Origin of the sequence: Pseudomonas sp. FP2335, assembly GCF_030687535.1 — a bacterium.
GTDB lineage: Bacteria > Pseudomonadota > Gammaproteobacteria > Pseudomonadales > Pseudomonadaceae > Aquipseudomonas.
In genome coordinates, this window is sequence record NZ_CP117437.1 from 1,508,461 (window position 1) to 1,533,826 (window position 25,366).

At 61.4% G+C, this 25,366-nt stretch carries 27 protein-coding genes; 11 read left to right on the forward strand and 16 right to left on the reverse strand.

The genetic code is table 11. The annotated features are described in order from the left end of the window. Position 1 precedes the first annotated feature (1 nt). Positions 2 to 646: a glutathione S-transferase N-terminal domain-containing protein gene (locus PSH81_RS06600; RefSeq protein ID WP_192299323.1), complete on the reverse strand. Its 645-nt coding sequence runs from the start codon at positions 644 to 646 to the stop codon at positions 2 to 4. Between the two features lie 84 nt (positions 647 to 730). Here PSH81_RS06600 and PSH81_RS06605 point away from each other — a divergent pair, with 84 nt between their 5' ends. Further along, positions 731 to 1,282, forward strand: coding sequence for a cysteine hydrolase family protein (locus PSH81_RS06605; RefSeq protein ID WP_305392198.1), 552 nt, complete (start codon positions 731 to 733; stop codon positions 1,280 to 1,282). A gap of 222 nt (positions 1,283 to 1,504) precedes the next feature. Here PSH81_RS06605 and PSH81_RS06610 read toward each other — a convergent pair whose 3' ends face one another. From PSH81_RS06610 to PSH81_RS06625, 4 genes are read right to left on the reverse strand one after another with little or no spacing between them, the layout of a single operon-like run. Next, positions 1,505 to 1,705, reverse strand: coding sequence for an SEC-C metal-binding domain-containing protein (locus PSH81_RS06610; protein WP_026136698.1), 201 nt, complete (start codon positions 1,703 to 1,705; stop codon positions 1,505 to 1,507). Then, positions 1,702 to 2,184: an LEA type 2 family protein gene (locus PSH81_RS06615; RefSeq protein WP_192299321.1), complete on the reverse strand. Its 483-nt coding sequence runs from the start codon at positions 2,182 to 2,184 to the stop codon at positions 1,702 to 1,704. The genes PSH81_RS06610 and PSH81_RS06615 overlap by 4 nt, the downstream gene beginning before the upstream one ends. Positions 2,185 to 2,203: 19 nt before the next feature. Then, complete coding sequence (locus tag PSH81_RS06620) at positions 2,204 to 2,674, reverse strand: YchJ family protein (RefSeq protein WP_192299320.1); 471 nt, start codon at positions 2,672 to 2,674, stop codon at positions 2,204 to 2,206. A gap of 4 nt (positions 2,675 to 2,678) precedes the next feature. Continuing rightward, a complete protein-coding gene (locus tag PSH81_RS06625) occupies positions 2,679 to 3,176 on the reverse strand; it encodes a DUF6231 family protein (protein WP_305392199.1) in 498 nt (165 codons plus the stop codon). A 190-nt stretch (positions 3,177 to 3,366) separates the two neighbouring features. Here PSH81_RS06625 and PSH81_RS06630 point away from each other — a divergent pair, with 190 nt between their 5' ends. Continuing rightward, a complete protein-coding gene (locus tag PSH81_RS06630; protein WP_305392200.1) occupies positions 3,367 to 4,062 on the forward strand; it encodes an OmpA family protein in 696 nt (231 codons plus the stop codon). Between the two features lie 156 nt (positions 4,063 to 4,218). Next, positions 4,219 to 4,977 carry a collagen-like protein gene (locus PSH81_RS06635; protein ID WP_305392201.1) on the forward strand — a complete coding sequence of 253 codons (759 nt, stop codon included), beginning with the start codon at positions 4,219 to 4,221 and terminating at the stop codon, positions 4,975 to 4,977. A gap of 139 nt (positions 4,978 to 5,116) precedes the next feature. On the opposite strand, the gene PSH81_RS06640 is transcribed toward PSH81_RS06635, so the two are convergent. Then, a complete protein-coding gene (locus PSH81_RS06640) occupies positions 5,117 to 5,581 on the reverse strand; it encodes a CopD family protein (RefSeq protein WP_305392202.1) in 465 nt (154 codons plus the stop codon). 100 nt (positions 5,582 to 5,681) lie between these two features. Between PSH81_RS06640 and dinG the strand changes: the two genes are divergently transcribed. From dinG to PSH81_RS06670, 6 genes are all read left to right on the forward strand, one after another. After that, positions 5,682 to 7,826, forward strand: a complete 2,145-nt coding sequence (gene dinG, locus PSH81_RS06645; RefSeq protein WP_135288038.1) for an ATP-dependent DNA helicase DinG — start codon at positions 5,682 to 5,684, stop codon at positions 7,824 to 7,826. A gap of 89 nt (positions 7,827 to 7,915) precedes the next feature. Beyond that, complete coding sequence (locus PSH81_RS06650) at positions 7,916 to 10,201, forward strand: beta-galactosidase (protein ID WP_305392203.1); 2,286 nt, start codon at positions 7,916 to 7,918, stop codon at positions 10,199 to 10,201. A gap of 82 nt (positions 10,202 to 10,283) precedes the next feature. Beyond that, positions 10,284 to 11,429: a serine hydrolase domain-containing protein gene (locus PSH81_RS06655; RefSeq protein WP_305392204.1), complete on the forward strand. Its 1,146-nt coding sequence runs from the start codon at positions 10,284 to 10,286 to the stop codon at positions 11,427 to 11,429. Between the two features lie 142 nt (positions 11,430 to 11,571). After that, positions 11,572 to 12,615 (forward strand): OmpA family protein, encoded by a 1,044-nt coding sequence (locus PSH81_RS06660; protein ID WP_305392205.1) that lies wholly within the window; start codon positions 11,572 to 11,574, stop codon positions 12,613 to 12,615. Between the two features lie 25 nt (positions 12,616 to 12,640). Further along, positions 12,641 to 13,288, forward strand: coding sequence for a pyridoxamine 5'-phosphate oxidase (pdxH, locus tag PSH81_RS06665; protein ID WP_226457688.1), 648 nt, complete (start codon positions 12,641 to 12,643; stop codon positions 13,286 to 13,288). Between the two features lie 264 nt (positions 13,289 to 13,552). Then, complete coding sequence (locus PSH81_RS06670) at positions 13,553 to 14,017, forward strand: glycine zipper 2TM domain-containing protein (protein WP_026136695.1); 465 nt, start codon at positions 13,553 to 13,555, stop codon at positions 14,015 to 14,017. 326 nt (positions 14,018 to 14,343) lie between these two features. Here PSH81_RS06670 and PSH81_RS06675 read toward each other — a convergent pair whose 3' ends face one another. The 3 genes from PSH81_RS06675 to nhaA form a co-directional block, all read right to left on the reverse strand. Then, positions 14,344 to 14,679, reverse strand: a complete 336-nt coding sequence (locus tag PSH81_RS06675) for a hypothetical protein (protein ID WP_226457689.1) — start codon at positions 14,677 to 14,679, stop codon at positions 14,344 to 14,346. Beyond that, positions 14,676 to 15,899 carry an S-type pyocin domain-containing protein gene (locus PSH81_RS06680; protein WP_226457690.1) on the reverse strand — a complete coding sequence of 408 codons (1,224 nt, stop codon included), beginning with the start codon at positions 15,897 to 15,899 and terminating at the stop codon, positions 14,676 to 14,678. The genes PSH81_RS06675 and PSH81_RS06680 overlap by 4 nt, the downstream gene beginning before the upstream one ends. 145 nt (positions 15,900 to 16,044) lie before the next feature. Next, on the reverse strand, positions 16,045 to 17,220 hold the full coding sequence (nhaA, locus tag PSH81_RS06685) for a Na+/H+ antiporter NhaA (protein WP_226457691.1): 1,176 nt from the start codon (positions 17,218 to 17,220) through the stop codon (positions 16,045 to 16,047). 216 nt (positions 17,221 to 17,436) lie between these two features. Here nhaA and PSH81_RS06690 point away from each other — a divergent pair, with 216 nt between their 5' ends. Then, a complete protein-coding gene (locus PSH81_RS06690; RefSeq protein ID WP_226457692.1) occupies positions 17,437 to 18,531 on the forward strand; it encodes a PLP-dependent cysteine synthase family protein in 1,095 nt (364 codons plus the stop codon). A gap of 140 nt (positions 18,532 to 18,671) precedes the next feature. Here the strand turns inward: PSH81_RS06690 and PSH81_RS06695 are convergent, their stop codons facing one another. From PSH81_RS06695 to PSH81_RS06705, 3 genes are all read right to left on the reverse strand, one after another. Then, positions 18,672 to 20,285: an NAD(P)/FAD-dependent oxidoreductase gene (locus tag PSH81_RS06695; RefSeq protein WP_226457693.1), complete on the reverse strand. Its 1,614-nt coding sequence runs from the start codon at positions 20,283 to 20,285 to the stop codon at positions 18,672 to 18,674. Positions 20,286 to 20,391: 106 nt separating this feature from the next. Then, complete coding sequence (locus PSH81_RS06700; RefSeq protein ID WP_226457694.1) at positions 20,392 to 21,063, reverse strand: COG3650 family protein; 672 nt, start codon at positions 21,061 to 21,063, stop codon at positions 20,392 to 20,394. Between the two features lie 95 nt (positions 21,064 to 21,158). Beyond that, complete coding sequence (locus PSH81_RS06705; RefSeq protein ID WP_305392206.1) at positions 21,159 to 21,758, reverse strand: short chain dehydrogenase; 600 nt, start codon at positions 21,756 to 21,758, stop codon at positions 21,159 to 21,161. Positions 21,759 to 21,864: 106 nt separating this feature from the next. On the opposite strand from PSH81_RS06705, the gene PSH81_RS06710 reads away from it, so the two are divergent. Beyond that, a complete protein-coding gene (locus PSH81_RS06710) occupies positions 21,865 to 22,773 on the forward strand; it encodes a LysR family transcriptional regulator (protein WP_192299304.1) in 909 nt (302 codons plus the stop codon). Here PSH81_RS06710 and PSH81_RS06715 read toward each other — a convergent pair. The 4 genes from PSH81_RS06715 to PSH81_RS06730 are packed head-to-tail and all read right to left on the reverse strand — an operon-like array spanning position 22,770 to position 25,223. Beyond that, positions 22,770 to 23,255, reverse strand: a complete 486-nt coding sequence (locus PSH81_RS06715; protein WP_226457697.1) for a DoxX family protein — start codon at positions 23,253 to 23,255, stop codon at positions 22,770 to 22,772. The genes PSH81_RS06710 and PSH81_RS06715 overlap by 4 nt on opposite strands. Continuing rightward, positions 23,252 to 24,028: a DUF2063 domain-containing protein gene (locus PSH81_RS06720; protein WP_305392207.1), complete on the reverse strand. Its 777-nt coding sequence runs from the start codon at positions 24,026 to 24,028 to the stop codon at positions 23,252 to 23,254. The genes PSH81_RS06715 and PSH81_RS06720 overlap by 4 nt, the downstream gene beginning before the upstream one ends. Continuing rightward, positions 24,025 to 24,903 carry a DUF692 domain-containing protein gene (locus tag PSH81_RS06725; protein ID WP_192299301.1) on the reverse strand — a complete coding sequence of 293 codons (879 nt, stop codon included), beginning with the start codon at positions 24,901 to 24,903 and terminating at the stop codon, positions 24,025 to 24,027. Before PSH81_RS06725 ends, PSH81_RS06720 begins: the two co-directional genes overlap by 4 nt. 23 nt (positions 24,904 to 24,926) lie before the next feature. After that, positions 24,927 to 25,223: a DUF2282 domain-containing protein gene (locus PSH81_RS06730; protein WP_024073886.1), complete on the reverse strand. Its 297-nt coding sequence runs from the start codon at positions 25,221 to 25,223 to the stop codon at positions 24,927 to 24,929. Positions 25,224 to 25,366 lie beyond the last annotated feature (143 nt).

Here is a 25,366-nt window from a genome sequence, read left to right on the forward strand (position 1 = left end):
GTCAGGCCTTGGGCGGATTCACTTTCTGCACCAGTTCGTAGGCCCGCACTGTCGCCGGCCGCTCCTTGATGCTGTTGAACCAACGCTGCACATGGGGGAAATCTTCCAACCGCTGGCTCTGCCACTTGTGGGAAACGATCCACGGATAGATGGCCATGTCGGCAATGCTGTAGTCCTCGCCTGCGACGAACGCGCGGTCTGCCAGGCGCCGGTCCAATACACCGTACAGGCGCGCGGTTTCATCCACGTAACGCTTGATCGCGTAGGGAATCTTTTCCGGTGCGAACTGGCTGAAGTGATGGTTCTGGCCGGCCATCGGCCCCAATCCACCCATCTGCCAGAACAGCCATTGCAGGGTTTCCTGACGACCGCGTAGGTCCTTGGCAATGAACTGGCCGGTTTTTTCCGCGAGGTACAGCAGGATGGCGCCGGATTCGAACAACGAAATCGGCGCGCCACCATCGCTCGGTTGATGATCGACGATGGCCGGAATGCGGTTGTTGGGAGCGATCTTCAGGAAGTCCGGCTTGAACTGGTCGCCCTGGCCGATATTGATCGGATGCACCTCATAAGGCAGGCCGGCTTCTTCCAGGAACAGTGATACTTTGTGACCGTTGGGGGTAGTCCAGTAGTACAAGTCGATCATGACGCTCTCCAAGTGCGCGAATGGCTGTAGGAATAGGTGATGCTGGGAGCGCGAAAATTCAATGAAACATTTAGGTCTATCGTTATGACATTTCGACAGGACGCGGCGCTGATCGTGATTGATCAGCAAAAAGGCATTCATCACCCCAAGCTGGGGCGGCGTAATAACCCACAGGCCGAAGAACGCATCCAGGCGCTGTTGCGGCATTGGCGCAGTACCGGGCGCCCGGTGATCCATGTGCAGCATTTGTCCCATTTGCCGGACTCGGTGTTCTGGCCTGGGCAGTCCGGCGTCGAGTTCCAGGACAATTGCGTGCCTGCGCCCGGCGAGCAATTGATTCAAAAACGCGTACCGGATGCCTTCAGCGGTACGCCGCTGCAAGCGCAGTTGCGCGCGGCCGGCATCGTGCAATTGGTGCTGGTGGGCGTGGCCACTCACAACTCGGTGGAAGCCACCGCCCGCACTGGCGGCAACCTCGGGTTTGATACCTGGGTGATTGAGGACGCGTGCTACACCTTCGACAAACCGGACTTTTTCGGTGCGCCGCACCCCGCCGAGTTGGTGCACGCCATGTCCCTGGGCAACCTGCACGGCGAATACGCCACGGTGATCAACTCCCGTGATGTGCTGGGCTAAGCCTGGGCGCATGAAGGGCGGTTGAGCTTGAGGAATCGAGACGGTGGCGGGCTAGAGGTTGAGCTGTTGTTTCAGCTCAAATCCTGATTTGAGATGCAATCCAATGTGGGAGCGGGCTTGCTCGCGAAGGCGGCGGGTCAGTTGAAATACCTGTGACTGACACACCGCCTTCGCGAGCAAGCCCGCTCCCACACAAGCCCGCTTACAGATTCAAGTGGCGTATTACGCCCCGTGGCACTTCTTGAATTTTTTTGCGCTGCCGCACGGGCACGGATCGTTGCGACCCACGTCCTTCAAGGCGTTGCGCACCGGCTCCTGGTGAGCGTGGCCGCAGTTCGGGCCGTGGACATGGCCGTGGTCGTGATCATGGTGATCGTGATCGTGGTTGCAGTCAGGACCATGGACATGGGGTTGCTGAGTCATTGATGTCGCTCCGGAATAAAATCGCCGGGGATTATCTCGCCATTGTGGGCCACCTGCACGTCATAACCGATGAATAATCCGGTTTTCAGCTCGCCTTCAAGGCGATAGGGCACTGGCTTGCTCGGGTTTTTCAGCATCTGCACCACATCGCGGATCTGTGGCCAGAGGTTGGTGCGTACCGAAACCTTGAAAAAAGCATGGCCTCTGGGCGGCACGGTGAGCCACTCGTTGGATTCACCTTCGGTCAGCACAAAGTTGTCCAGGCTGACCTTGTAGACCAGGCCGCGTACGGTCAGGTCGGCGTCGTCGCGGTTGTCCACGCGAAAGTACAGCTTGAACTTCTGCTCCAACAGCTTGGCCCGCACCACTTCGACTTTCACCAGGGACACGTGGGGCGGTGGCGCGTCGTCTTCGAACCACGACGCGCAGCCGCTCAGGCCGAGGGTTAACGCCAGCATCAAGCTGTAGATCCGAAGCATGGCGTTTGTCCTGTGTTGGTTAGAGATAACTGGAACAACACTTCTTGAATTTCTGCCCGCTGCCACACAGACAGGCATCGTTGCGCCCGGTCTTCACCTCCACGGTCGGATCGATGAAGTACCAGCGCCCGTCATTCTGTACGAAAGAAGACTGTTCGCGGTGGCTGTGTTCGCCAGTGCTGTCATGCCAGCGGGCGGTGAAGGTCACGAACGCGTGCTCCGGCTGGCCGCCGAACACCTCGGAGCTTTCCACCTCCAGGCCCAGCCAGGTGCTTTGGGCGCTCCACGCGCCGATGGCGTCACGGTCCAGGCCGGCCTGTTGCGCGGGCAGGGTGGTTGCCACCAGATAGTCCACCAGGCCCAGCACATAGGCGCTGTAGCGCGAACGCATCAGCGCGCTGGCGCAGGGCGCCGGGTGGCCGGCGTGATAATGGCCGCAGCAGGCATCCAGCAGGTTGCCACTGCCGCAGGGGCAAATGGATGTACTCATCGGGTTACCACCAATACTTTCCGAAGTTTTCCGGGTTGGCCCAGAACCGGGCGTTGAGCCAGTCCGGCACCTGTTTATAGTCAAGCAGATCGTAGGTAAACAGCGTCAGAACCTGCTCATCGCGCTGGAAACGCTCGCCGGCCTGCAGGGCCAGGGAGAAGAAGTCGGTGTCTTGCCATTGGCACGCGCCGAGGTCCACCAGCACCGCAATGCGGCTGGCATTGAGGTTGCGGATGCCGCCGAGCAGGGTCAGGCCTTGTGCCTTTGAGAGGTGTTCCAGGCAGTCGACCACCAGCGCCAGGTCAAAACGCTGCGCGGCCAGTTCGGCGGGCAGGGGGCCGGGTGGGGCGATGGACACTTGGGTGTCCGGGTGTTCGGCTTCAAAAGCCTCCAGCGCCGGGAACTGGCTGGCCCCCAACAGCAACAGGCGCTTGGGCTGGTGCAGGTCGAGCAGGGCAGCCAAGGCTTGTTGGGGTGTACGAGCGGAAATACCAGCGGTCATCACAGATCCTCACATCAGGACCATAGAGACTAGCGCGGCTGAGCGTGCTGGCCTAGAGCGGGTGATTGCGAAAAGCCAGGCACTGGCGGCGATCCTCAATGAAACCGGGGGTGCGGCCTACTGGCGCAGATGAAAAGAGCGGTCTTTACTCCACCCATCGGCCCCCGCCGATCCCCTCAGGAGAAATCAGATGAGCATCATGCGGACAGCTCTGCCCTTGATTCTGCTAACCGGCGTATTGACAGGTTGCGCAGGCTTGCAAAAAACCGATTGGCCCACCTGCGCCGCCGTTGGCGGTGTGACCGGCGCGGCGATCGGTGCAACGGAAAGCTCGGCCTACGCGGGCTATGGCGCGCTGTTGGTCGGCGGCATGGCCGGCGCCTATTGCTGGGTGCATGGCGATGGCGACGAGGACGGCGATGGCGTACCGGACAGCCGCGACAAGTGCCCGGGCACGCCGAAGGGCGTGCATGTAGATGCCAACGGTTGCCCGCCGGTGCCGGTCGCGGCAGTGGTTGAGGAAGTGGTCGTGGTCAAGGAAGAAACCATCGTGATCCGCGATGTGTTGTTCCAGTTCGATTCGGCCAAGTTGACGGCGGCGGATAAAGCCAAGCTCGATACCATCGCCACCCGCCTGAAAAAAGAAGCACCGGGCGCGCAACTGCGGGTCAGTGGTCATACGGACAGCGTCGGCAAAGACGCCTACAACCAGAAACTCTCGGAAAAACGTGCGCATTCGGTCACCGAGTACCTCATCCAATCGGGTGTGCCGCGCAGCAGTTTTGTCTCGGTAACGGGGGCTGGCGAAAGCCATCCGGTCGCCGACAACAAAACCGCTGAAGGCCGTGCGTTGAACCGCCGCGTGGAAATCCAGATCAACCGCTGACAGCCCTTGCCCCTGTGGGAGCCACAGGGGCATTGCCGGCAATCTTTACCGAAACCGACCTTTCCCAACTTTTTTGAACCTTCACTGGCAAATCGCCGGTAGAAGTCGTTACTGTGCGTCCAAAGAAAAAACTAGAACAAACTCGGGAGCCCCAAGATGCGTAAGGTTTTACTGTTGGCCCTGTTGGTCAGCCCCATTGCCCTGGCCCAGAGCGTCAGTGTTGAAACCAACTCGTTGATGCGCCTGCCCAACAGCACCAGCGTGCTGCAATTGGAGCGCCTGGATGTGGCGGACTACGGCACGTTGCTGATTCCGGCCAGTATCAGCCAGGTCACGGTGGATGAATTGCACTTGGGGCGTGACGCGCGTATCGCCATCGTCCCGGGTAATACCGCGCTGCAATTGCAGGTGCGCCATGCGCAACTTGACCACGGCAGCCAGTTCACCTCGCGCGGCGCTCCCGGCACCCATGAAAAACCGGCCAAGGCCGGGCGCGACCTGACCTTGCGCATTCAATCATTGGCGGCCGATGAGTTGTCGGTGGATGCCCGTGGTGGTGCTGGTGCCAAAGGTTATGCCGGTTTGGACGGTGCCAACGGCGTGGACCCGGGCTGCACCTGGGGCGCGGCCGGGCGTGGCGCCAATGGCGACAACGGTGGTGATGGCTTGCCGGGTGCGGCGGGTGCGCAAGTGCGGGTCGAATTGCCAAAGGACTTCCCGGCGCAGCAGATCAAGGTCTGGGTCGACGGTGGCGCGGGTGGTTTGGCGGGCGCGGCGGGTAAGCCGGGCAAAGGCGGGCAGTCCAAGGGGTGCCTGGTGTATCAGGCCGATGGCGGCGAGAAGGGCCGTCCTGGGTTGGAAGGCCAACCAGGACCAGCGGGTCCCGCAGGTTCCGTCACCATCCAACGCCTGTAACTTGTAGTGAGCGGGCTTGCCCCGCGCTGGGGGGCGAAGCCGCCCCAAATCCAGACACCTCGGTCTTTCTGAAACACCGCGGCGTACCGGTTGGGGTGGCTTCGCCACCCAGCGCGGGGCAAGCCCGCTCACTACAAGCTCAGAGCATTGGTCGGGCTGAGGCGATTGCCACTGTTACCAATCCCACAATCAAATTGATGCCTACCAACCGGCGAATCTGCCCCAGCACCGCCGCCCCCACCGGCCAGTCCTGCGCCGCCACCGCCGCGCGCAGTTCCGGGAACTTCAACGCCTGAATGCGGATAAACAACGCCGTCATCACCAGATACAGGCCCATCATCACCTGCACATAACGCGGCGCAGTCTCAAACCCGCTGAAGCGCAGGTGCAGCAAGCCAATGCCGCTGATCGGCAAAATCGCCACCGCGACCCATACCCACACAAAAAAACGTTGAAACACATTTGCCCACAGCGTGAGCCGGGCAGGGCCCTCAAGTGCCGCCCCGGCGGCGGGGCGCAGGATCATCCAGGCGAAAAACATGCCGCCGACCCAGATCAGGGCGGCCAATACATGCAGGGTGTAGGCGAGGCTAAACGCGGTCATTGCGGTACTCCGTTCTGCGCGGGATTCATTAGCGGGGTATGATAGCGGCCGATCCGAACCACTGAAAATTTATCCAGCGTTTTTTTGCGCCCGACTATCCATGATCAGCACTGAACTCAAAACCACGATCCAGGGCGCCTACTCGCGTTTTCTCGAAGCCAAGAGCTTGAAACCGCGCTACGGCCAACGCCTGATGATCGCCGAAGTGGCCAAGGTCCTCGGGGATATCGACACCGACGACGAAGGTCGCCGCGAAGGTGAGCCCGCGGTCGTGGCCGTCGAAGCCGGCACCGGTACGGGCAAGACCGTGGCCTACAGCCTGGCCGCGATCCCGACCGCCAAGGCCGCCGGCAAGCGCCTGGTGATTGCCACCGCCACCGTGGCCCTGCAAGAGCAGATCGTCTACAAAGACCTGCCCGACCTGATGCGCAACAGCGGCCTGAACTTCACCTTCGCCCTGGCCAAGGGCCGTGGCCGCTACATGTGCCTGTCCAAGCTCGACGTGTTGTTGCAGGAAGGCCACGCGCAAACCGCCACCGCGTCGTTGTTCGAAGAAGAAGGCTTCAAGATCGAGGTGGATGAGGTCAGCCAGAAGCTGTTCACCAGCATGATCGAGAAACTGGCCGGCAACAAATGGGACGGCGACCGCGACAGCTGGCCCACCGCCCTGGAAGACTCCGACTGGGCGCGCCTGACCACCGACCACAGCCAATGCACCAACCGCCATTGCCCCAACTTCGGCCAATGCGCCTTCTACAAGGCCCGCGAGGGCATGGGCAAGGTCGATGTGATCGTCACCAACCACGACATGGTGCTGGCTGACCTGGCCCTGGGCGGCGGTGCCGTATTGCCCGATCCGCGTGACACGCTCTACGTCTTCGACGAAGGCCATCACCTGCCGGACAAGGCCATCGGTCACTTCGCCCATTACACGCGCCTGCGATCCACCGCCGATTGGCTGGAAAGCACCGCGAAGAACCTCACCAAGTTGCTGGCCCAGCACCCACTGCCCGGCGACCTCGGCAAGCTGATCGAACAAGTGCCGGAGCTGGCGCGGGAGATCAAGACCCAGCAGCAATTCATGTTCAGCGCCTGCGAGCAGGTCGCCGACTTCAAGCCCGGCGAAGATGTGGAAGGCCGTGAGCGCCCACGTCACCGTTTCGTCGGCGGCTTGATCCCCGAACATATGCGCGAAATGGGCATCGAGTTGAAGAAGGGTTTTTCGCGCCTGACCGACCTGTTTACCCGTCTCACCGATTTGCTCAAGGAAGGCATGGACGGCGAGGTCAACATCGGCATCGCCAGCAACCAGGCCGAGGAATGGTATCCGCTGTTCGGCAGCCTGCTGTCCCGCGCCCAAGGCAACTGGGAGTTGTGGACCGCCTTCACCGTCGAAGACCCGGAAGACAACCCGCCCATGGCCCGCTGGCTGACCCTGTCGGAAAGCGGTGCGCTGTTTGACATCGAGGTCAACGCCAGCCCGATCCTCGCCGCCGAAATGCTGCGTCGCAATCTGTGGAACGTGGCCTACGGCTGCCTGGTGACCTCCGCCACGCTGACGGCCCTGGGCACCTTCGACCGCTTCCGCATGCGCGCCGGCCTGCCGAAAAAGGCCGTCACCGCCGTGGTGCCCAGCCCGTTCCATCATGCCGACGCCGGTGTGCTGCGAGTGCCCGACCTCAAGGCCGACCCGCGGGACGCCGCAGCGCACACCGCGGCGATCATCCGCGACCTGCCGGAGCTGGTGGAAGGTTCGCGCGGCACCCTGGTGCTGTTCTCGTCACGCAAACAGATGCAGGACGTGTTCGACGGTCTCGACCGCGACTGGCGCAAGCAGGTGTTTATCCAGGGCAACCTGTCCAAGCAGGAAACCCTGAACAAGCACAAGGCGCGGGTGGATGGCGGCGACTCCAGCGTGCTGTTCGGCCTGGCCAGCTTTGCCGAAGGCGTGGACTTGCCGGGCGCCTACTGCGAACACGTGGTGATCGCCAAGATCCCGTTCTCGGTGCCGGATGATCCGGTCGAGGCGGCGTTGGCTGAATGGATCGAAGCGCGGGGCGGTAATCCGTTCATGGAAATCTCGGTGCCGGACGCTTCCTTGAAGCTGGTCCAGGCCTGCGGGCGCTTGCTGCGTACCGAACAGGACCGGGGCACCATCACCTTGCTCGACCGTCGTTTGGTCACCCAGCGCTATGGCAAGGCTATCCTGAATGCCTTGCCGCCATTCAGGCGCGAAATTTCTTAAGCCGCCGTGGGCGATTTTGCCCACTCCGTGGTCTATCTCACTGTATTTCATCAGGCCATTCATCGGCCGTCTGGGAGAACCTTGTCTGTATGATTCGCACGCTGCCCGCTCTATTTGCCCTGTTGTTCGCCGCGCCCTTGATGGCCGCGCCTGCCGGGCAACAGACCCTGTTCAATTTCGTCCGGCCTGCCGATGTGGTCAAGGTGGCGACCCAGGACGCCAGCCTGCCGCAATACAACGCCGAACAAACCCCTAAAGGCGAGGTGTTGCGCCGCATCACCTTCAACCCGGCCGCCGAACCGAGCCTGGTGCTCAGCCCGCAGAGCGGCGTCTGGGACTGGTCGCAGTCCGGCGCCATGAGCCTGCGCATCCAGAGTGCGATGGACTGGGCGCTGACCCTATACGTCAAAGTGCAGAGCGCGGACGGCAAGATCTTGCGCAGCCGCATCGACCTGCCGGCGGGTCCGGCGCAGACCTTGCTGATCCCGTTGCAAGCCAACTCACCGTTGAGCCAGGGCATGAAGGCTGGCCCGCCGATGCCGATCACCGTGGACGGCCAACGCGTGTTGCTCGGCGGCAGTTTTGGCGAAGTCGACCGCAGCCAGGTGGTTTCGGTGACCTTGTCGATGCTCAAGCCCAGCGCGGCCCAGAGCATCCTGTTGGAGCGCTTTGGCGTGCAGGACAGCGAGCCGGTGATCAAGGCTGCCTACAGCGAGCTGGTGGATGCGTATGGTCAGTCCACCCGTGCGCGCTGGCCGGAGAAGGTTGGCAGCGACGAACAACTCAAGGCCGCTGCCGCCAGGGAGCAGCAACAGCTCCAGGGCTGGTTGGCCTCGCGGGATAAATCCGCACTGGACCCGTACGGCGGCTGGAACAAAGGCCCGGCGTTCGAGGCCAGCGGTTTTTTCCGCACCGAGAAGCGCGATGGTCGCTGGTATCTGGTGACGCCGCAAGGCCATCCGTTCTACTCGTTGGGCGTCAATACCGTGGCCCCGGATAACAGCCAGACCTACGTATCCGGTCGTGAATGGATGTTCGCGGCGTTACCCAAGGCCGGCGAGCCGTTGGATAACTACTACGGCAGCGGCGATAACCGCACCGGCAATGGGGCCGGCGAAGGGCGCAGCTATGGTGCCGGGCGCTGGTACGACTTCTACGGCGCCAACCTGCAACGTACCTATGGCGGTGAGGGGTTCGACCACAAGCGTTGGGTCAGCCACACCCTCGATCGCCTGCAAGCCTGGGGTTTCAACACTGTGGGCAACTGGAGTGACGAAGCGCTGGCCCGCGCCGACCGCGTGCCGTACACCTTGCCGCTATCAATTGTCGGCGACTACGCCAGTATCAGCACCGGCACCGACTGGTGGGGCGGCATGCCCGACCCGTTTGATCCGCGCTTCGCCATGGCCACCGAACGCGCCGTGGCCATTGCCGCCCGCGATCACCGTGATGACCCATGGTTGATCGGCTATTTCGCCGACAATGAATTGGCCTGGGCCGGTCCTGGCGATGATCCGAAGTCCCGTTACGCCCTGGCCTACGGCACTTTGCGCATGACCACCGATGTGCCGGCCAAACGCGCGTTCCTCAAGCAATTGCGCGACAAGTATCGTAACGAGGACGGCCTGTCGAAAGCCTGGGGCGTTCATGTGGCGGGTTGGGAGTTGATGGAAGACCCGGGTTTCGAAGCGCCGATGCCGAATGCCGAGCACCCGGAAATCGAGGCCGACTTCAAGTATTTCCAGAAGACCTTCGCCGACGCCTACTTCAAGACCATCTCCGATGCGCTGAAATGGCACGCGCCGAACCAGTTGCTACTGGGCGGGCGCTACGCGGTGAGCACTCCGGAAGCGGTGGCGTCGTGCGCCCAGTATTGCGATGTGCTGAGTTTCAACATGTACACCCTCAAACCCCAGGACGGTTATGACTTCGCGGCTCTGCGCGCGTTGGACAAACCCGTGCTGATCACCGAATTCAACTTCGGCTCGGCGGACCGTGGGCCGTTCTGGGGCGGCGTGACCCAATTGGCCAGGGAGGAAGATCGCGGCGCGGCGTACGCCAACTTCCTCAAGCAGGCCATGGCCGAGCCGTCGATTATTGGCGTGCACTGGTTCCAGTACCTGGATCAGCCGGTGACCGGGCGTCTGCTGGACGCTGAAAACGGCCACTTCGGGCTGGTCGGCATCACCGATGTGCCGTTCCAGGGCTTTGTCGACAGCGTGCGCAAGAGCAACCTGGCGGCCGTCGAGCAGTTGGGCAAGGAGGCGGAAAAAGCCAAGGCGGCCAGCGCGGCGCATGAGCATGCAAGCGGTCGCTCGGGCGGTGACGGCAAAGGCGCCGGACATGCCGGCGGGCATGCTGGAAATGGTCATTGATTCAGCGTTGACGGGTTCCCAAATCCTGGAATGACTGGAACAATGTCGGCCACTTTTTACGGCGTTTTCCGAGGGGGCTTAGGTGCAGATTCAGGGTCATTACGAGCTCCAGTTCGAAGCGGTACGTGAAGCGTTCGCCGCGTTGTTCGATGACCCCCAGGAGCGTGGCGCCGGGCTGTGCATCCAGGTCGGCGGCGAAACCGTCGTCGACCTGTGGGCCGGCACCGCCGACAAGGACGGTGCCGAGGCGTGGCACAGCGACACCATCGTCAACCTGTTCTCCTGCACCAAGACCTTCACCGCCGTCACGGCCCTGCAATTGGTGGCCGAGGGCAAGCTGAAGCTGGATGCGCCCGTGGCCGACTACTGGCCGGAATTTGCGGCGGCGGGCAAAGAAGCCATCACCTTGCGCCAGTTGCTCTGCCATCAGGCCGGGTTGCCTGCGATCCGCGAGATGCTACCCGCCGAGGCGTTGTACGACTGGCAATTAATGGTCGACACCCTGGCGGCCGAGGCCCCGTGGTGGACACCGGGCCAAGGACATGGCTACGAGGCGATCACCTATGGCTGGCTGGTCGGCGAGCTGTTGCGGCGTGCCGACGGGCGCGGGCCAGGGGAGTCCATCGTGGCGCGGGTTGCACGGCCACTGGGCTTGGACTTCCACGTAGGCCTGGCGGATGAAGAGTTTTATCGTGTTGCGCATATAGCGCGCAGCAAAGGCAATATGGGCGATGCCGCCGCGCAACGGTTACTGCAAGTAATGATGCGTGAACCGACTGCAATGACTACGCGGGCATTTGCCAATCCTCCGTCTATTCTGACCAGCACTAATAAACCTGAATGGCGACGCATGCAGCAGCCGGCGGCAAATGGTCACGGTAATGCGCGCAGCCTGGCGGGTTTTTATAGCGGTTTGTTGGACGGTAGTTTGCTCGAAAGCGACATGCTTGAAGAGTTGACCCGTGAACACAGTATCGGGCCGGATAAAACATTATTGACACAAACCCGTTTTGGCCTGGGCTGCATGTTGGATCAACCGCAACTGCCGAATGCCACCTTCGGCCTTGGCCCGCGTGCGTTCGGGCATCCTGGCGCGGGTGGTTCGGTGGGCTTCGCCGATCCGGAGCATGATGTAGCGTTTGGTTTCGTGACTAATACATTGGGGCCTTATGTACTTATGGACCCACGTGCACAGAAGTTGGTCGGAATATTGGCCGGTTGTCTGTAAACCCCTTGCTGTTTCACGTTTTTTTGTTACAAAGGCAACTATAAGAAGACGCTGACGGAAAGTATGTAACTTTATTCTTATCCTGGCGTCTGTTTAACGGGTCCTCGAGACCCCTGGTTTTTTCTCATTTTGTGGATACCTCATGTTATCGAACAAGTCCTTGGCACTCGCGCTTTGCCTCACTATTACCGGCTGTGCACAAACTCCACAAAATGATGCCGACGGTGGGCATTGGTGGTCATTTGGATCGGATAAAACGGCTGCCAAGGACGCAGTGACCAAGGTCGACGCCAAGCCGGACGCCAAGCCGGACGCCAAGGCTGCCGCCGACGCCAAGGCCGCTGACTTGAAAGCCGACCTCAAGGCTGCTACCCCTGCACCTGCCGCCGCGCCAGCTGTCGCCAAGGCAGAGAGCGAAACCCATTGGTGGTGGCCGTTCGAAAGCAAGCCAAAGCCCCTGGCCAAGGTCGACGTGACCAATATCCCAATGCCTGACCCGAAAATCACCCAGGCCTGGTTGGACGACTATGAGCCGCGCCTGCGTGCTGCGATCAAGGACAGCAACCTGCAACTGGAACGTCGTGACAACGTACTGGTCGTGATCGCCCCGGTGGACGGTTCCTACAACCCGAAACGTCCGTCGATGTTGCTGCCGGTCACCCTGGGCCCGTTCACCCGCGTCGCCAAGGCTGTTGAAGCCGATCCAAAGACCGCCGTACTGGTCCTGGGCCACGTCGACGCCACCGGCACTGCACCGGCGAGCCAGGCGTTGAGCAAGGAACGTGCACAGTCGATCGCATCGATCTTCAGCCTCAGCGGCCTGAAGCAGGACCGCCTGATGCTGCGCGGCATGGGTGACCTGATGCCACGTGCCGCCAACGACAGCTCCCAGGGCCGTGCGCTGAACCGTCGCATGGAAATTATGTTCACTCAGCGTACAACTATGTTGGCCTTGCTGAGCAAGTACAACTCGGGCAAGACCCCGCCAGTGGCTGAGATGGTTGCGGTGCAGGACGTTCCAGCACCTGCTCCGGCCGCCAAGACCCCGGCGAAAAAGGCGCCTGCCGCGAAGAAAGCCGCTGCCAAGCCCGCCGCCAAGAAAGCCCCGGCCAAACCCGCTGCCAAGAAAGCGGCCCCAGCCAAAGCCAAGGCGGCTGCACCGGCTAACGACCAGGCGAAAAACTGATCTGTTGAAAGAAGGATAAAACCGCATGACCCAGGCACTGGCCGATATGCGCCGTGACTACACACGGGATGGTTTGAGCGAGGCGCAGGCCCCGAGCGAGCCGTTTGCGTTGTTCCACCAGTGGTTTGGCGATGCGGTGAAAACCGAGCAACCGCCGGTGGAAGCCAATGCCATGACTCTGGCCACGGTTGACCAGGACGGGCGCCCGCACTGCCGCATCCTGCTGCTCAAGGGCCTGGATGCCCAGGGTTTTACCTTCTTCACCAACTATCAGAGCGCCAAGGGTGAACAGCTCGCGGCGCGACCGTTCGCGGCGATGACTTTCTTCTGGCCAACCCTGGAGCGCCAGGTTCGCATCGAGGGGCGGGTGGTCAAGGTCACGCCTGAGGAGTCGGACGCTTATTATCAGGTCCGCCCATTGGGCAGCCGCTTGGGCGCGTGGGCGTCGCCGCAGAGCAAGGTCATTCGTGACCGTGAAGAACTGCAGGACTTGCTCAAGGCCACCGAGCAGCGTTTCAGCGATACCCAGCCCGACTGCCCCGAGCACTGGGGCGGTTATCGCCTGCTGCCCGAGCGCATCGAGTTCTGGCAGGGCCGCGCCAGCCGCCTGCACGACCGCCTGAACTATCGCCTGCAAGGGACCGACTGGACCCGCGAGCGCCTGGCGCCCTGAGCGTCACCTTTCGTCACCTCACCTGAATATTGTCCGTTGCGCCGAAGTCTCTATTGCACAGACTTCGGCCGCATCCGGCTGCGTGACTACAATGTTGAAACAGTCGTGACATCTATTGGCACAAGAGCTGGGCTACCGTTTGTCGAGTTTTCTGGTACTGGCAGTCTGTACTCAGGCTGAATGAAAGCAATTTTTTGCGGTGCGGGCCGTGACAGGCGCCAAGCTGCCGCGTTTAATGACCACCTGTCCTTTGGAGTTGATGCTATGCGTAAGTCCGTTTTACTAGTTGCCTGCTTCACCACCCTGTCACTTCTGCTGGGTGGCTGTGCTTCGAGTCTGACCGGCGACTCGTACTCCCGTGACGAAGCGCGTCGTGTACAGAGCGTTCGCATGGGCACCATCGAATCCCTGCGCCCAGTGAAAATCGAAGGTACCAAGACCCCAATCGGCGGTGCTGCCGGCGCAGTCATCGGCGGCGTTGGCGGCAGCGCCATCGGCGGCGGCCGTGGCAGTATCGTGACCGCGGTGATCGGCGCAGTTGCCGGCGGCCTGCTGGGCTCGGCCACCGAAGAAGGCCTGACCCGCACCCAGGGCGTGGAAATCACCGTCCGCGAAGACGACGGCAGCATGCGCGCCTACGTGCAGGCCGTGCAGGAGAATGAAATCTTCCGCATTGGCGACCGCGTGCGCATCATGACCGTTGATGGGACTAGCCGGGTTACTCGCTAAGAATTAGTCGCAGAAACGAAAAACCCCCAATCGGGTGACCGGTTGGGGGTTTTTGTTGCAAGCCCGGTTAGTGGCTGGGCTTGCGGCTTCAAAGATGCATCGACCTGCATCCAAAGGCCCACGTGTTCCGGTAAGTGTGCTGGAGGTAAGGCCCAACTCACGGAGGGCCGAGTATGTCCAAGTTTGCACGACGTACGTGGAACCTCGTAGTGAACGGCCTGCGTGCTTATCACGTCTGGAAGTTCCTGCGGGACAGCTTTGATGACCTTTAAGGTCTGAGAGGCGGAGCCGTCTTGGTTCAGGTCAAGGCGGCTTTTTGGTGGGGTTCAGGTGAACATTTCTATGTCGTCCATTGCATCATTTACTGCCGCCGACAAAGAAGGGCTTCTTCGCCTGGCTTGCTCAAAGGCGGGAGCGATTTTTTCCATATCTACCTCGCCGAATCGACGTGCAATGTGACCGATAGCGACAATAGCTGCGGCAGCAATGTCACCTTCAATATGTTCGATAAACTGGAGGCAGGTTTCTTGTGCCCATGCACCGTCCATTTCATCAAGCCCAATTGAAATCAACGCTTCTGTCACTTTGCTCACATCTGAAGTGGCTAAATATTGTACTGCTTCATCATGGGTCAATGATGGATCGTGGTATCGCATAGTCATTTGGTCTCTCCCAGTATTTTTCCCTTGCGGTTGGTTTTACCAGCTCTGATCAAGGCGTTTTTCATTTCTTGTCGCAATCCACTCCAAGGTCTTACATGGGCGTGATACGAACCCTCTTCGGTACGGTCTATCACTACGAATTCTTTGGTATGCGGATCGATCGCAATACGGCGGCGCGAATTTGGTGGGTTCACCTCTATCGACGCATCAAGTGAATCAAGTCCGTTTTCAGGCCTTTTACTTTTAACCGAATTCCCCTTTTTACTGTGATAAGGCGCGTCCTCGTACTTCCAACTGACGACGATATACAGCGGTCTAACACCCGAATCCGCCGGGAACACCAGGATGAAATCTTTGTAGTCCGGCGGATATATCGGGTCGACGATAATGTTGGCGGCCTTCTCGTTGGCCGGGTACACCCATATATGCGGTGTCGAAGGCGCGGCTTGCAACGCCGGGATGCCGAGGGTGTCACCGGGATTTGCAGCAGGCGTCCAGATCAGTTCAATCCCGTCACCCAGGTCGGCGATGTACTGCATCTCTTGCAACTGAAACTGCACCACATCGACCATTTCCCAGTCGCGATTTTTGCCTGTGTAGAACGCGTATCCCTTGAGCGTGCCGTCCTCCCGTTGCTCGACATGCAAGCGAACCCGCGTGCGTGCTCTCGCCATGGAGCGCAGTTGCTCTTCGGTGTAGAGCGCGCTGTCGCCAAGACTGGAGGGCCAGATCAGCCCCACCAGGCCCGTCAGGAAGGCTGCCCCGGCAGTGCTTGCCCCGGCTGCGGCGACTGAGCCTGTAACAGTGCCGGCCAGCGCCAGCGTTCCGAGGCCTGCCGGCAAAGCACTGCCGCTGATTTTCTTGAGAGGTAGCACACCAGACTCGTCGGTCTCGCGACCGCCCAGCAACGCGTACTCGCCATAGTCCTCAAGGCGATCAAGCGGCACATAACCGGTGGGGTCGTGATAGTCGATGATGCTGTCCGGCAGGTTGCAGGACTTGGTAAAAACGCAGCCTATCAAGGGCGTTGGGGCGGGGTGCGGATCAGCCAGGCGGCTGTTTTCATAGGCTTCCTGGCGGGCGAGCAGGGTTTGGTGGGCTTTTTGCCGCGCTGCACGGGCCGCCAATTCGGCCTCGTTCATGGGCTCAAGCATGCGATAACCGCCGGTGCCGGTTCCGTAGGACCGCCAGACTTGGAATGTATCCTTGGTATTTGCCATCGTGCCCTCCTAGCGTGCTGCATAACGAGGGCCGACGTTATGGCAAGCCGAGCAGGGGCGATGTAGGTCTTATCTGAGGAGGGAATGGGAACAGGAGGGAAATGTGGCGAGGGAGCAAGCTCCCTCGCCACAGTCATTGCATTCGTTATGCTTTCTTGCGACTCGCCATCGCCGTTATTGCATAGCCAATGCACGCAGCCAGAATCGACCCGGTCAGAATCCCCATTCGGTCTTCCCCGGCAAATTCACTGGCACCCGGCACAAACGCCAGGGAACCGACAAACAGGCTCATGGTAAAGCCGATGCCGCACAGGATCGCCACACCAAACACCTGGCCCCAGTTGGCGCCGCTGGGCAGTGCGGCCAGGCCGGTCTTGATGGCCAGCCAGGTCAGGCCGAACACGCCGACGGTCTTGCCGATCAGCAGGCCGGCGGCAATGCCCAGCGGTACGTGGTGGGTGAAGCTTTCCAGGCTGACGCCGGCCAGGGACACACCGGCGTTGGCGAACGCAAACAGCGGCAGGATGCCGTAGGCCACCCAAGGGTGCAGGGCGTGTTCCAGGGTCATCAATGGCGAAGGCTCGGCATTCTTGGTGCGCATCGGGATGCAGAAGGCCAATGTCACGCCGGCCAGGGTGGCATGCACACCACTTTTCAGCACGCAAACCCACAGGATCAACCCGATGATCAGGTACGGGCCAAGCTTGATCACACCGAGGCGATTCATCGTGATCAATGCAATCAGGCAAGCGCCCGCGCCCGCCAGTGCGGCGCCCGACAGGTCGGAGGAATAGAACACCGCAATCACGATGATTGCGCCCAGGTCGTCGATGATCGCCAGGGTCATCAGGAACAGCTTGAGCGACACCGGCACGCGTTTGCCCAACAGGGCCAGTACGCCGAGGGCGAAGGCGATGTCGGTGGCCATGGGGATCGCCCAGCCCGACAGCGCGGCGGGGTAGTCCTTGTTGATCGCCCAGTAGATCAGCGCCGGTACGACCATGCCGCCAATCGCGGCTGCGCCGGGCAGCACCACCTGGGACGGCTTGGACAGATGGCCGTCAAGCAACTCACGCTTGACCTCCAGGCCGATCAGCAGGAAGAACAGCGCCATCAGGCCGTCGTTGATCCATAGCAGTGCAGGTTTGGCGATTTTCAGTGCGCCGATCTGTGCCACCACCGGCACATCGAGAAAGGCGTTGTAGAGGTGCGACAACGGCGAGTTGTTGATGATCAGCGCCAGTGCGGCAGCGGCGATCAACAGCAAGCCACTGGCGGCCTCCAGCTGGAAGAAACGGGTGAAAGTGCTACGCAGAGGCAAGGGATGCTCTCCAATCCAGGTTCAATAGGTGGCTACCCTAACCCGTACCGTTAGTTGTTAAAACAAAAGTTATATTCTTATTTGTTATAAGAGAGTGATTGGGAGGGCAGTGCGCCAAAGCTTAGCAATTGTGTGTCCAATTGAGTCGGTACTGTATCTGTGTGGAGTGTAGGAAACCTCCTAAGATTGGGCGTGAAATCCTTAGAGAACCTCCTCATGAGCGATCACCGTCCCTGGGCCCGCGAAGCCATTCGTATCATCGAAGCGGACTTCCAGCGCAGCGCCGACACACACCTGATCCCCTTGCCGCTGCCCGGCTTGCCGGGTGTCGAGTTGTACTTCAAGGACGAGTCCAGCCACCCCACCGGCAGCCTGAAGCATCGTCTGGCGCGTTCGCTGTTCCTGTATGCGCTGTGCAATGGCTGGTTGAAGCCGGGCGCACCGGTGATCGAGGCGTCCAGCGGTTCGACGGCGATATCGGAAGCCTACTTCGCCCGCCTGCTCGGCTTGCCGTTTATCGCGGTGATGCCGGCCACCACCTCCCAGGAAAAGATCGCGCAGATCGCCTTTTACGGTGGCAAGAGCCATCTGGTGAACGATCCGACGCAGATCTACGCCGAATCCGAACGGTTGGCGCAGGAAAGTGGTGGTCACTTCATGGACCAGTTCACCTACGCGGAACGGGCCACCGATTGGCGCGCGAACAACAACATCGCCGAGTCGATCTTCCAGCAGATGCGGTTTGAGCATTACCCAGAGCCGAGCTGGCTGATTTCCAGCCCCGGTACCGGCGGCACCACGGCAACCCTGGGGCGTTACGTGCGTTATCGCCAGCATTGCACCCGCGTGCTGTGTGCCGATGCGGAGCGCTCAGTGTTTTTTGATTACTACTTGAGCGGCGACGCCAGTTTGCGCCTGGACTGTGGTTCGCGCATCGAAGGCATTGGCCGGCCGCGGGTCGAGGCGTCGTTTCTGCCCAAGGTGATTGATGCGATGGTCAAGGTGCCAGACGCATTATCGCTGGCGGCCATGCATTACCTGGCCGCGCGCTTGGGGCGGCGGGTCGGCGGGTCCAGTGGGACTAACTTGATCGGCGCGTTGATGGCTGCGCTGCAGATGAAAGCAGCCGGCAAGTCGGGGTCGATCGTGGCGATCTTGTGTGACGGGGGAGAGCGGTATGCCACCACTTACTATGATCAGGCGTGGCTTAAAACGCAGGGTTATCAATTGGAGGGCTTGATTGCGGCTGTTGCGGCGAGTGTGGAGCGGGGCGAGCCGCTGCCGGCCAGCGTCTTGCGCGCTAATATCTGACTCAACACAAAAACCAATGTGGGAGCGGGCTTGCTCGCGAATGCGGTGTGTCAGTCACACACTGTTCAACTGATCCACCGCTTTCGCGAGCAAGCCCGCTCCCACACAAGCCCGCTCACATTCAATAAATAAGCGAGTTATCAGGCTTCGAGGCCCAACATATCCCGCGCCAACGCTTCGGCGATCCGAATCCCGTCCACACCCGCCGACAGAATCCCACCGGCATAGCCCGCGCCTTCACCGGCCGGGAACAGGCCCTTGACGTTCAAGCTCTGCATCGACTCATTACGAGTGATCCGCAACGGCGACGACGTGCGCGTCTCGATCCCGGTCAGCACGGCATCGTGCAGCGAGTAGCCCTTGATCTGCTTCTCGAACGCCGGCAGTGCTTCGCGGATCGCTTCGATGGCGAAGTCCGGCAGGGCCAGGGCCAGGTCACCCAGGGCTACCCCCGGCTTGTAGGACGGTTCCACGCTACCGATAGCCGTGGATGGCTTACCCGCGATGAAATCGCCCACCAGTTGCGCCGGGGCCTCATAGTTGCTGCCGCCGAGGATGTAGGCGTGGGACTCCAGACGCTCCTGCAACTCGATACCCGCCAGCGGTCCACCCGGGTAATCCACCTCAGGCGTAATGCCAACCACGATGCCGGAGTTGGCATTGCGCTCGTTACGCGAGTATTGGCTCATGCCGTTGGTCACCACGCGGCCCGGCTCGGAGGTGGCAGCGACCACCGTACCGCCTGGGCACATGCAGAAGCTGTAGACCGAGCGGCCGTTCTTGGCGTGGTGCACCAGTTTGTAGTCCGCAGCGCCGAGTTTTGGATGGCCAGCGTATTTGCCCAGGCGTGCCGCGTCGATCAGCGACTGCGGGTGTTCGATACGGAAACCCACCGAGAACGGCTTGGCTTCCATGTACACACCGCGGCCGTGGAGCATGCGGAAGGTGTCGCGGGCACTGTGGCCGAGCGCCAGGATCACGTGCCTGGAAAGGATCTGCTCACCGCCGTCGACGACGACGCCGTGCAGTTGGCCATCTTCGATCAGCACATCGGTGACGCGTTGCTCGAAACGCACTTCACCGCCGAGGGCGATGATCTGCTCGCGCATGTTTTCCACCACGCCGGTCAGGCGGAATGTACCGATGTGCGGCTTGCTGACGTAAAGGATCTCTTCCGGCGCACCGGCCTTGACGAATTCGTGCAGGACTTTACGCCCGTGGAATTTCGGGTCCTTGATCTGGCTGTACAGCTTGCCGTCGGAAAAGGTCCCGGCGCCGCCTTCGCCGAACTGCACGTTGGACTCGGGGTTCAGCACATTCTTACGCCACAGGCCCCAGGTGTCCTTGGTGCGCTGGCGCACTTCGCGACCGCGCTCAAGAATGATCGGCTTGAAGCCCATTTGTGCCAGCAGCAGCCCGGCGAAGATACCGCACGGGCCAAAGCCGACCACGATCGGGCGTTCCGTCAGGCCTTCAGGCGCCTGGCCGACCACTTTGTAGCTGACGTCCGGCGCCTGGTTGACGTTGCGGTCATCGGCGAACTTGAGCAGCAGGGCGGCTTCGCCTTTGACATCCAGGTCGATGGTGTAGATGAAGCACAGCTCCGATGATTTCTTGCGTGCATCGTAGCTGCGTTTGAACAGGGTGAAATCGAGCAGGTCATCACTGGCGATGCCCAGGCGCTGCACGATGGCAGGGCGCAGGTCTTCTTCGGGATGGTCGATGGGCAGCTTGAGTTCGGTGATTCGTAGCATGACGGGATCCGGTAGGCGGCGGGCAAAGAGGCCGGCTGTTTTGCAAACCGGCGATTATAAGCCCCAATGGACATTTTCCGTCATGTTAAAACAGCCCAGGGCGGCGTCAGTCGTCGCGCGAGCCGCCAAACGCCGCGCAACCGCGTTGCACCTGGCCGTTGACGCGCAATTCGGCGGTCATGTGTTGCAGGCTGCCGCTGACGCTGTCCACGCAACGTTGCGGGGCTACCCACAGTTCGACGTGCTGGTTGTTGGCTTCGGTCATCAGGTTGAAACGGCCATCGCCGATCTGTTCTTCCACATACGGCACCGCCAGTGGCGGCTGGCCTTCGCGCTCCAGCACCATGCCCTTGGCCGTGACATTCATCGCCCAGGCCGGCTTGTGGCCGTTGGCGCGCAGGATCATGCGCTTGAAGTCCGGGTCGTTGCAGGCCGAGGTCGAACGCTCCACGCGGTAGAGCTGTTGCAGGTCGACGCTGCCCTGGGTGCCGCTGGCCACGCCGGAGAACTTGCCACGCAGGTCGGCGAACAAAGTGCCTTGCTGGCCGGCCAGGGAGGCGGCTTCCTGCAGGACGCTGGTGCCGCCGGTGTCGTTGACCACGTAGTTGCGTTGGTCGTTGCACGGCTGGAACAGCAGCTTGCCGTTGACCGCCGTGAGTTCGCCCTGCATGCGGGTCAGGCCGGCAGTCGACGGCTTGGCCGGCTCGCCTTCGAACATCTGGCAGGCGGCGAACAGGGGGAGCAGGGCAAACAGGGCAAGGGTACGAGCGGCACGCATAGAGGGTCTCCAGACAAGTGCCGCCACGTTACGCAGGCTGGCGCCGCATCACAAGCCCGCCTGCCAGCTTCAGGCGATTCTGACAGACGTGAAGATCAGCCCACGATAAAGGTCTGACCGGTCTGCAAGCCCTCGACGCTTTTGGCGTAGGCCAACGCCACATCTGCCCCCGCCGCCGGTTTGAAGCCGCGGAAGTAAGGCGCGTAGCTGCCCATCGCTTCCACCAGTACCGTAGGACTTACAGAATTGACGCGCAGGCCCCGTGGCAATTCGATTGCCGCTGCTTTGACGAACGCATCCAGCGCACCGTTGACCAGCGCCGCCGATGCCCCCGTGCGGATCGGGTCGCGGTTGAGGATGCCGCTGGTAAAGGTGAACGACGCGCCGTCGTTGGCGTACTCGCGGCCGATCAGCAGCAGGTTGACCTGGCCCATCAGTTTGTCGCGCAGGCCCAGTTCAAAGTCGGCGGCGCTCATTTCACCCAGTGCCGCGAACTTCACGCTGCCGGCGGCGCAGACCAGCGCGTCGAACGTGCCGGTCTGCTCGAACAGCTTGCGGATTGAGGCGCTGTCGCTGATGTCCACCTGAAAGTCACCGCTGGTGCGGCCGATGCTGATCACTTCGTGACGCTGCGCCAGTTCGCTCTTGACTGCCGAGCCGACGGTACCGCTGGCGCCAATCAATAGGATTTTCATGGTGCTGTTCCTCCAGTGGGGGTAAGTGAGGGTTCAGTCTAGAGTGGCTTTTTCCCTGGATAAACGTGCTAATAGGCAACCTTTGGTTTTCTTTTGGAAACAATCCATGAGCGAGATGGATGACCTGGCGGCCTTTGCCGTGTTGATCGAAGCCGGCAGTTTCACCGTGGCGGCGGAGCAGTTGGGCTGTAGCAAGGGGCAACTGTCCAAGCGCATCAGCCAGTTGGAAACGCAGTACTCGGTCGTGTTGCTGCATCGCACCACGCGCAAGCTCAGCCTCACCGCGGCGGGCGCGGCGCTGCTGCCCCAGGCCCAGGCGCTGGTGGTCCAGGTCGACCGCGCCCGTCAGGCATTGGCGCGGCTCAAAGACGATCTTGTCGGACCGGTGCGTATGACGGTTCCGGTGTCGTTGGGCGAAACCTTCTTTGATGGCTTGTTACTGGAGTTTTCCAAGCAGTACCCGCAAGTTCAGCTCGAGCTGGAGCTGAACAACAACTATCGCGATCTGGCGCGGGATGGCTTCGATTTGGGGGTGCGTTCCGGTGCCATCGAAAACGCGCGCCTGGTGGCCAAGCCATTGCTGGCCTGGCATGAGATGACCTGCGCCAGCCCGGCTTACCTGGAGCAGCATGGCGAGCCGCAGACCCCGGCGGATCTGGCCCGCCACACCTGCCTGCTCAACAGTCACTACAGCGGCCGCGAAGAGTGGCTGTACCACCAGCAGCACGAATTATTGCGGGTGCGGGTCAGTGGCACCTTCGCCTCCAATCATTACAACCTGTTGAAAAAGGCTGCGCTGGTCGGGGCTGGTATTGCCCGTCTGCCGTCCTACGTCTTACCCGCGGAATTGGCTGACGGGCGCTTGCGCTTGCTCCTGCGCGACTTTCAGACGCGGAGCATGCCGATGTACCTGGTGCATCCCTATCAAGGCGGCCTGCCGCGTCGCACTCAAGTGTTGGCCGATTACCTGGTGGACTGGTTCAAGCGCAGCGGCGAGGCCCTCGACCGGCTTTAGTGGTAGCGGCGGGCGATCAACTGGTCGATGGACAAGCGTCCCGGTCCCTTGGCCACCAGCAGCAACAGCACGGCGATCCAGGTGCCGTGGGTCGGGTAGGCGTCCGGGTAGACGAAGAGCTGAATGACCAGGGTCATGCCGATCAGCGCCAGGGCCGAGAATCGCGTGGCGAACCCGACCAGAATCAGCACCGGGAAAAAATGCTCGGCAAACGCCGCCATATGTGCGGCCACCTCCGGCGACAGCAACGGCACGTGGTATTCGCTGCGAAACAGCGGCAAGGTCGACGCGGCCAGGCGTGGCTCACCCAGCTCAAAGGTGCCGCCGATCAGGTCCACGGCAAAGCCCTCGACCTTGGTTTGCCCGGATTTCCAGAACACCGCGGCGATGGAAAACCGTGCGATGAAGGCGATCAGGCTGTAGGGGATTTTTTCGAATAGTTGAATGACCCGTCTTACCAGGCACGGTGCGGAGGTGTTCATGGCGATACCTTTTGGTCCAGATGCAAATGAATGATGGCCTGTTGGCTGATCAGCAGCGTCAGGCATTGGTGCAGGTCGAATTCAGCGTTGGCCTCCAGGGCGCACTCCACGGCCCTCTGCAAAGGCAAGCCGTGGCCCAGGCGGTCGATAAAGGCCAGCGATCCAGGGTCGATGGCGAACACCTTGACCTCCAGGCCTTGGCGCAATACCAGGGCACTCTGGGCATGCCAGGGGTCCAGGGTGCCTACGCCACCCTCTGCCTGATGCGCAGCCCACATCGCCACCAGCGCATACGCGCTAGCCAGCGTGGTCACGGACGGATGCAGTTGCACGCGCAGCGCCCCCAGGTCGGCTTGGCCTTGCAGGGCCTGGAGTAGCGCTTGAGGGGCCAGCGGCGCATGGTCGGCCGCGTGATACGCGCAGACCCGCAAGCGTTCCAGCCGTGCCATATCCGCCAGGTAGGGCACGCTGGCCGCCGGTTCGAAACCTTGGATGAAGTCGGCGAGCGTACTGCCGTACTCGCACATCAACGGGCTGGTGGGTGGGCAGCTCTGTAGGTAGAGGCCGGCCATGGCGCGGAAAAACCTGTCGCCCACCAGTTGCAGGGTCACGGGGTACGCGGTGGCCAGCGCGTTGATCAACGCGCTGTGTACATTGTTGCGATACACCGCGAAGCGGCTGGCGGGGTCGGCGCCGTTACGGCTGAACAGGCCGTCGGGGCAGGTCGCTTCGGGGGCCAGCAAGGCGGCGGCAAAATCGGCGTGCAGGCTCATGGGCTGACCTGCGACAGGTGCCAGTCCGCGTGCCGGGCTTCGGCTTGCAGCACGCTGAAGGCCGGTACCTGATTGTCGCGTTCGATCAATGTGGCGACCGGTCCGGTGCGTGTCAGTACACTTTCGTACAACTGCCATACGGCGTTATCGATGGGCGCGCCGTGATCATCGATCAGTAGGCGTTCGCCGAGACTGTCAGTGTCTTCGGCAAAACCAGCCAGATGAATCTCACCGACGGCGTGCAGCGGTAACGCGTCTATGTAGGCCAGTGGCTCGCGCTGGTGATTGATGCACGACACGTAGACGTTGTTGACGTCCAGCAACAAACCACAGCCGGTGCGGCGGACGATTTCGCTGATGAAGTCGGTCTCGTCCAGGGTCGAGCGCTGGAATTGCAGGTAGGTCGACGGATTCTCCAGCAGCATCGGGCGCTTGAGCGCGCTTTGGACCTGGTCAACATGTTCGCACACACGCTTGAGGGTGGCGGCGTCGTAGGCCAGGGGCAGCAGGTCATGGAGAAACACCGGGCCATGGCTCGACCAGGCCAGGTGTTCGGAAAAGGACTGGGGTTGATAGCGCTCGATCAGCGTGGCCAGGCGTGCCAGGTGCGCAGGGTCCAGGGGGCCTTCGCCGCCGATGGATAGGCCCACGCCGTGCAACGACAGCGGGTACTGCGCGCGGATCAATCCCAGGTAGTGATGAAAGGGCCCGCCGGCGACCATGTAGTTTTCGGCGTGCACTTCAAAAAAACCGATGTCGGGGGTGGTCTCAAGCACTTCGCTCAAGTGCTCGTGCTTGAGCCCCAGCCCGGCCCGGCGCGGAAGGCCGGGCGCCTGAGCCTGGGAGGCGGGGTGCAGGGATGAAAGAATCATCATCAGTACTCAGGCGGCCCAGGGTTTCAGGACTTGGCGGTGAAGGCCGCTTCCTGGCCGAAACCGGTCGGCGAGGTGGAGCTTGGGGTTTGGGTGCAGGTGCCAGCGGGGACCAGCTTCCAGGCGTTGGCCTGGTCCTTGGTTTTCGAGGTGCCAGCGCAGGACGTGCCAGCGCCTGCGGCACAGTCGTTTTTACCGGCTTCAGCGACGCCGAAACATTTCTGCATATCGTCAGCGGCGTGGGCGGTGGTGGTCAGCGCGGACAGGCTCAGGGCGGAACCGAGGGCCAGGACGAGGGTGGCAGCGGACAGTTTGGTGGTCATGGTGAATCTCCAGCAGTGGGTTGAGTTGGCGGGCTTGATTGCCTGCTTGCACCACTAGAGACAGGAGGGGGGGATCCGTTACAAACCCACCCAAAATAATTTCGGGTCTCATCGGATTCAAAGAAACACACAACGCAAATGTG

Bases quoted from the DNA above. Each gene is read 5' to 3' on its own strand.
- PSH81_RS06600 (WP_192299323.1), bottom strand. From the start codon at position 646: ATGATCGACTTGTACTACTGGACTACCCCCAACGGTCACAAAGTATCA.
- PSH81_RS06605 (WP_305392198.1), top strand. From the start codon at position 731: ATGACATTTCGACAGGACGCGGCGCTGATCGTGATTGATCAGCAAAAA.
- PSH81_RS06610 (WP_026136698.1), bottom strand. From the start codon at position 1,705: ATGACTCAGCAACCCCATGTCCATGGTCCTGACTGCAACCACGATCAC.
- PSH81_RS06615 (WP_192299321.1), bottom strand. From the start codon at position 2,184: ATGCTTCGGATCTACAGCTTGATGCTGGCGTTAACCCTCGGCCTGAGC.
- PSH81_RS06620 (WP_192299320.1), bottom strand. From the start codon at position 2,674: ATGAGTACATCCATTTGCCCCTGCGGCAGTGGCAACCTGCTGGATGCC.
- PSH81_RS06625 (WP_305392199.1), bottom strand. From the start codon at position 3,176: ATGACCGCTGGTATTTCCGCTCGTACACCCCAACAAGCCTTGGCTGCC.
- PSH81_RS06630 (WP_305392200.1), top strand. From the start codon at position 3,367: ATGAGCATCATGCGGACAGCTCTGCCCTTGATTCTGCTAACCGGCGTA.
- PSH81_RS06635 (WP_305392201.1), top strand. From the start codon at position 4,219: ATGCGTAAGGTTTTACTGTTGGCCCTGTTGGTCAGCCCCATTGCCCTG.
- PSH81_RS06640 (WP_305392202.1), bottom strand. From the start codon at position 5,581: ATGACCGCGTTTAGCCTCGCCTACACCCTGCATGTATTGGCCGCCCTG.
- dinG (WP_135288038.1), top strand. From the start codon at position 5,682: ATGATCAGCACTGAACTCAAAACCACGATCCAGGGCGCCTACTCGCGT.
- PSH81_RS06650 (WP_305392203.1), top strand. From the start codon at position 7,916: ATGATTCGCACGCTGCCCGCTCTATTTGCCCTGTTGTTCGCCGCGCCC.
- PSH81_RS06660 (WP_305392205.1), top strand. From the start codon at position 11,572: ATGTTATCGAACAAGTCCTTGGCACTCGCGCTTTGCCTCACTATTACC.
- pdxH (WP_226457688.1), top strand. From the start codon at position 12,641: ATGACCCAGGCACTGGCCGATATGCGCCGTGACTACACACGGGATGGT.
- PSH81_RS06670 (WP_026136695.1), top strand. From the start codon at position 13,553: ATGCGTAAGTCCGTTTTACTAGTTGCCTGCTTCACCACCCTGTCACTT.
- PSH81_RS06675 (WP_226457689.1), bottom strand. From the start codon at position 14,679: ATGACTATGCGATACCACGATCCATCATTGACCCATGATGAAGCAGTA.
- PSH81_RS06680 (WP_226457690.1), bottom strand. From the start codon at position 15,899: ATGGCAAATACCAAGGATACATTCCAAGTCTGGCGGTCCTACGGAACC.
- PSH81_RS06690 (WP_226457692.1), top strand. From the start codon at position 17,437: ATGAGCGATCACCGTCCCTGGGCCCGCGAAGCCATTCGTATCATCGAA.
- PSH81_RS06695 (WP_226457693.1), bottom strand. From the start codon at position 20,285: ATGCTACGAATCACCGAACTCAAGCTGCCCATCGACCATCCCGAAGAA.
- PSH81_RS06700 (WP_226457694.1), bottom strand. From the start codon at position 21,063: ATGCGTGCCGCTCGTACCCTTGCCCTGTTTGCCCTGCTCCCCCTGTTC.
- PSH81_RS06705 (WP_305392206.1), bottom strand. From the start codon at position 21,758: ATGAAAATCCTATTGATTGGCGCCAGCGGTACCGTCGGCTCGGCAGTC.
- PSH81_RS06710 (WP_192299304.1), top strand. From the start codon at position 21,865: ATGAGCGAGATGGATGACCTGGCGGCCTTTGCCGTGTTGATCGAAGCC.
- PSH81_RS06715 (WP_226457697.1), bottom strand. From the start codon at position 23,255: ATGAACACCTCCGCACCGTGCCTGGTAAGACGGGTCATTCAACTATTC.
- PSH81_RS06720 (WP_305392207.1), bottom strand. From the start codon at position 24,028: ATGAGCCTGCACGCCGATTTTGCCGCCGCCTTGCTGGCCCCCGAAGCG.
- PSH81_RS06725 (WP_192299301.1), bottom strand. From the start codon at position 24,903: ATGATGATTCTTTCATCCCTGCACCCCGCCTCCCAGGCTCAGGCGCCC.
- PSH81_RS06730 (WP_024073886.1), bottom strand. From the start codon at position 25,223: ATGACCACCAAACTGTCCGCTGCCACCCTCGTCCTGGCCCTCGGTTCC.